Here is a 6224-nt window from a genome sequence, read left to right as displayed (position 1 = left end):
TCATCTTTTCTTTCTTGAATATCTAATGAATGACACGCTGTATAAATATGACTTCCTGGCCCAATTAAAGTATGATCCCCTATTTTAACTGGACAAACATCTAAAATTACACAGCCATAATTCAACATAACATTTTTACCAAGATATATATTATAGCCATAGTCAAAATAAATTGGCGGTTTGATCCAAAAATTACCAGATGCATGAATTAGCTTCTTTAAAAGTCGTGAGCGCATATTAATTTCACAAAAAGTTCTTTTGTTGTATTTTGTACAAATTCTATTTGCTCTAGTTCGATCAATTACTAACTGGTAATTAGTCGGATCGTATTTTAAACCATTAATCATTTTCTCTTTTTCATTCATTTTTATCTTCCTTTAATTACACCCCAAGTAACTCTTTAAAATAGTCTTTCATATAATCAAAATATTTATCCATTAATAGTTTATATTTTCAGCGATATCTAAAATTACAGCTTTACTACTAATTTCTTTAATTTTGGCATCTATTTATGCTTCATAATCATCCTTGTTTATTGAAATTGCATTTTGTTCTACTATCTGCTTAAATTTTAAAAATAAATAATGATCATTTTTTAATACCTCAAATAAAAAATCGTTAATCTGTTTAGCAGTTGCTTTAGTCATAATCTGTTTAAGATCATTGATTTTATCATCTAGATAAAAAGCAGGTTCCACATAATTTCCTAATTCCATTAATTCCTGATCTGCTTGCCAATCATATAAAACTGCTGCCATGTGTTTGCAATTATGACCATCAATTGCATCCGGACAAGTACAATACATATCAATAACTCTATTATTATCAATCAATATTTCTACTTCATAATCCTCAGTTCCCGAAACAATTGCCCTAATCCCACCATCAAATTCATCCATACTAATTACAGCATCATTTAAATAATAATCATAACCACGTTCTAGTATTATTTCTCTAAATAAATGTTCCCATTCCATTGTTATTACCTCTTATTCTTAAAAATAATTTATTTATAACAATATTCTAACATAATTATTTAATTAGTTATAGAAACAATCATGTTATTATTTTATTATTTGTGAATTAATTGTGAATATCTTTTATTCAATTACTATAATATTTATAAATAATAAAAACTGTAATTCACAAAATGTGAACTACAGTCATTTTTTGTTATATTTTAATTAAATCTTGTGACGATTTTTTATTAATTTAAATCTTAAACCAATTGATAATGCACCTAAACCAGTAACTCCTACTAATACTGGAACTAATATTTTTAGATCAAAACCGCTTTGTGAATCTGATTTAGATTTAGGGTCATTAGCAGTATTTTTGCTAGAAACCTGATCGTTTTTAACTGTTTTTTGGTTTTCAGTAGTTTTTTGGTTTGTGTTATCAACTTTAGTTTGATTTGACTCCTGGTTTGAAACTGTACTATTTTCTCTAGAAGTATTGGTTGTACTTCTATTAGAGTTTAATACTACTTCTCTAGATTCTGTTTGATTAGAATTATTTTGAGTAACAGTTGGTGTACCATTATTTGAACTATCAACATTACTATCATTTACAACAGTATTATCATTATTTGAATTATTGCTATTAGAATCATCAATTGTTGTATCAGTAGTAGTGTTATTTTCCACAACACTGCCAATTAAAGCATTGTCATATTTTGAATCGTTTGATAACTCTGGTTTGCTCATACCAATACAATCAACTTTAACAATATATTCAAACTCATAGCCAGTTTCAACTAGTTTCATTTTATATTTATAAATACCATTTTCTTTAATAGTTTTATCTTTATTGTCTGTATCATCATTGATACTAATAATTTCTACATTTTCATCTAAAAGATTTAATTTTATTGATGACACCATTCCATTATCATCACTTACAAAGTTAAATAATGAAATACCTTCTGGTTTAGATTTATCTAGCCAGGTAACTTTAGCTGTATATTCATTAACATTTCCAGCTTTGTCTTTAATTTTAAATGTATATTCACCATTTTTAGTAAATGTATGAGTACCTTTAGATCCATCTAAAAATTCTACTTCTTCACTTAAATCACTTAATGTTACAACAACATCATCATTGGTCCATTTTTCAGTAGAATATTGTAATGTTCCTACCGGTTTAGTTTTATCAATCCAATCAACAGAAACAGTCAATTTAGTAGTATTTCCGGCAGCATCTTTTACTACGAATTCATAAGTTCCATTTTCAGTAAAAGTATGATAATTTTTACCATCACCTAAAATTGTATCACTAGCTTCTAGGCCTGATAGAGTAGCCGTAACATTACCGTTTGTTAAATCTGTTTTATCAAAAGAAACACCTAATACTGGAGCATCTTTATCAATCCAAGTTACTTTAGCTTCGACGCTGCCAATATTACCAGCTTTATCTTTAAATTTAAATGTAAATTCTCCATTTTTAGTGAATTCATGAGTGTAACCACCCTCACTAATCATTTCAATATCATCTTCACTAAAATCTTGAACTGTCGCAATTACTGTTCCATTTGTTGCTTCAGTTGTACTATAAACTACTTTAGCAGTTGGAGCAACTTTATCGATCCAGTCAACTTTAGATTCAATTGTACCTTCTTTACCAGTTACATCTGTATATTTAAAAATGTGAGTTCCATTTTCTTTGAAAACATATTCAGTTTCATCACTAGTATAACCGTCTGGTAAAATCAATTTAGCTGTAACATCCTGGTTAGTAAACGTTGTTTTACTGTAACTGATTTTTATGTCTGCTTGAAAAGACATTGTAGTATCTTCGTAGAAACTAATCATTTTTCCACTAAAATACATTTTACCTTCTTCGGCATAGTTTCCATAATTTTCAGTAGCAACTATTTTTAGATATTTTGCTTCAACATTTTTATTAAAATCAATTGTTTTTAAATTAGTGTTATTTTGTAATCCTGAAAATTCATGAACTAATGTCCAATCTTCTCCATTCATACTTGCATAGATCTTTCCAGCTTTTAATCTACCATTTTGACCACCTGGAAGATATGTCATCTTATTAATATATCTTACCTGATCAAATTCTACTGAGTAATATTTTTGATCATACGAGTTAAATTTAGTATGCCAAGCAGTATTTCCATTACCATCAATTAAATTTTTAGCAGCATGATCAGCTCCACCACTTTGTTGTGAAGAATATGAATGTAAACTTACATGTTTTAATTGTAAATATTTTGATTTTTCATTATCTTCATCTTTATTAAAAGTATACTGCTTCTCTGGTCCTTGTAAATATACACCATGAGCTTTATATCTAAATTTTACATTAACATCACCAGTAAATCTTATCTCAGAGTTAATTCCTCCGATATAATCATTCCAAGTAGCACCATCATCTTTACTGTATTCTAAGCTTCCAATATCACCAACTAATACATTTTCATCATCATTTTTATATACACTATTTGAAATTGCTTTTCCATCTTTAATGTCGATACGATGATTTTCACTTGTACCGCTTAAACCTACTAAAATATCATCTGTTGCATTGATTTTAGAAATTTGTTCTTTTGATAGTTTAATAGCATGGCTATTTGTCCATTTTTGACCATTTTCAAATGTTTCCCATGTCTTTCCACCATCTAGTGATACTCTTATTTGAAGTGTTGATTGTTGATAATCATCACTAATTATAATTGTATTAGCATTTTCACCATCAAATGCAAAAGTTGCAAATTCTTTAGCGTTTCCTAATAATTCATTAGCTACTTGTTTACAAGCATCGTTTTGTAAACTTTCTTTAGCTGTTGCCTGACTAGCTAATTTTAATGATTCATATTGAAGCATGTCAACTTCAATTTGTAATGACTCATCAGTAATTTTATCTCTAATTAGTTTTAATAAATCAACCATTGGTGCTGGGAAATAGCGATATTCTAAAGCAACTGTTTTAGCTAGTGCAACCCACTCATCATTAGTAGTAGAACTATCAACTGCATAAGATTGATATAATCCATATAGTGAATCTAGATTTTTACTATAACATTTTAGCGATTGTTTTAAAGCATCTTCATGCTTTGATGTACCTTGTTTATAGCTGTTAGCAATCAGATTATAAAACATTGAATTTAAATAGTTATCATAATCATTTAAAGCATCTTGTGCTAATAGAGTATATGATGTATTGTTTCCGGTACTTAATTTATTATAATCTTTTTGGCCCCAGCCAAGCATTAAACGATGTTCAGTAAAAGTAGTTGCACCCCATCTTGTATATGATTTTCCCCAACCAGAAATATCATCGGAAATCTTCCAAATTCCTTTTCCATCAGAGTTTTGTGAATACAACAAATATGCTTCATGTCCTGGCTGATATGTTCCAATTGCTGGAATCCCTTGAACTTCATTTACTGTTCTTCCAATTCCTGAAAGACCCCAACAAATTGCTCCAGCTTCCATAAACATCCAAATTCGATATACATTCTTTTCGCCATAACTTACGCCATATTTCAAAAAGTCGTATTTTTCATCCCATTTACTTTTATAAGCTTCATCATAGAATTCACTTTTTCCATATCCGGTATTTACATACGAAGCATAGCCATAACCATTATAGCGGACCCAGTTATTTAAATATTTATTACTTGGATATTTTTTTTCAATATAATTTCTTAACCATTGAATTTCATCATTGTTTACCTGACCATCTACAACTGTTCGAACTAATTCCATTGGATAGCTTTCAAATTCACTTTGACGAACAAATTGTCCATCATCATATAATTTTTTAAAATTTTCATAACGAACAACAGGATCGTTTTTAAATGAATTACCACCATAGTTTACTGTGAAACTTCTAATGTCTTTACAAAAAGCGGCTGCTGTAGCTAAAAGTAATTTTTTATAAACTGGATTAGTCATATCTCCGCTATGCTTTTTATATAATCGACCTAATGCAACTACCGCATTATATCCATTACCACTAAAATAACCACCAGCTTCAATAAATAATTGCAAAGCATCTTTATCTTTCTTTAGCCAGTCAAATGCATCAGCAGCTCCATCAACATATCTTGCCGCTGAAATAAGATTATCATAACCTACTCTATTTACTAATTCTCTTTCAAGAATTTCTTTTTTATGATTTGAAAAGTTTTCTTCAATTGAACGACTAGAAATTGTTTTATCATACTCTTCTAATGTTTTAAATCCAGTATAATCAGTTTCTTCATCAACATTATATCCTTTTTGAACAAGTCTGATTTCTGCAAATAAAGCATGATCATACGATTTAAATCCATTAGGACCATTTAAAGCATTTAATCTAATATATTTTACATTTGAAATATCTAGATCTAATTTATAAGCCTCATCTTTGGCTTGCTTCATTCCAATGTTGCATACTTTATTCCAAGTTTTACCATCATTAGATGTTTCAATCGAAAAATCAACGCCATCAACATTTAGACCAGTTTGATTAACTTGGCGATAATCAACACCAATATATCCAACCAGTTTAGTAAAGTCAGCTGAATAGTTTTCGATGTTGTAAACAACTTGAGCATCAGAATCAACACCAATTCCTTTTGAAAATATTTTTGATTTACCATTAACTAAAAGATGTAAATTGTTTCCTGAAGAACTGTAATCTTTTTTTACCTGTTTCCATTCTAGATAAGATAAGTTAGCATCATGTTCAATATCAGACAAATATATAAATTTAGAAAAATCTATATTATATGGCTTTATGTCTTTTGAACTTTTAGCATTTTTATTTGCAATCGAATCAAAATCCTCTTGCATCTCTTCAACGCTATCTCCAGATAATTCAGAAATATCCGGTTGTACTTCCACCTCCTTACTACTATCAGTTGCAAATACTTTTAACGGAGCAAATAATGCTGTTATAATAATTGCACTTAATAATAAAATTTTACTTTGTTTTTCAATTCCAATACCTCCTTTTGAACAATAAAAAAGCATACAAAAAGCACGCCCCCAAAAAGAAATGCAGCTGGCTATCATATCATAAAAGATGTAGACCCTATAGTTTTGCGTACTCTGTTTTTCAACAGGTTTGCCTATTTTATTGTAATCTCTAAGACAATTTTAATATGCCATAATTTAAAAATCATTTCAACAATAATGATATTAATTTTTATTAAGTTGTGATAATAATTAAATTTTTATATTATTTTATTATAATTTATACAATACAATCTTAAAAATATCATT

Annotated in this window: 3 protein-coding genes and 1 riboswitch; all 3 genes read right to left on the bottom strand. The window is 28.7% G+C overall.

The features are described 5' to 3' along the window. Nucleotides 1-365 (bottom strand): maltose acetyltransferase domain-containing protein (locus tag J7M77_RS05050; protein ID WP_296876646.1); only part of this gene is annotated, 365 nt, incomplete at its 3' end. 144 nt (nt 366-509) lie between these two features. Then, entirely contained in the window at nt 510-977 is a 468-nt protein-coding gene (locus tag J7M77_RS05045) for an SWIM zinc finger family protein (RefSeq protein ID WP_296876644.1), read from the bottom strand. 207 nt (nt 978-1184) lie between these two features. Beyond that, a complete protein-coding gene (locus J7M77_RS05040; protein ID WP_296876642.1) occupies nt 1185-5972 on the bottom strand; it encodes a discoidin domain-containing protein in 4788 nt (1595 codons plus the stop codon). 23 nt (nt 5973-5995) lie between these two features. Then, nucleotides 5996-6081, bottom strand: a riboswitch (cyclic di-GMP riboswitch). Nucleotides 6082-6224 lie beyond the last annotated feature (143 nt).

It is taken from the genome of Thomasclavelia sp. (assembly GCF_017889095.1).
Classification (GTDB): Bacteria; Bacillota_I; Bacilli_A; order Erysipelotrichales; family Coprobacillaceae; genus Thomasclavelia.
The sequence above is the reverse complement of the archived record's forward strand: the minus strand, read 5'-3'. Positions and strand labels throughout refer to the sequence as shown.

Bases quoted from the DNA above. Each gene is read 5' to 3' on its own strand.
- J7M77_RS05045 (WP_296876644.1), bottom strand. From the start codon at position 977: ATGGAATGGGAACATTTATTTAGAGAAATAATACTAGAACGTGGTTAT.
- J7M77_RS05040 (WP_296876642.1), bottom strand. From the start codon at position 5,972: ATGCTTTTTTATTGTTCAAAAGGAGGTATTGGAATTGAAAAACAAAGT.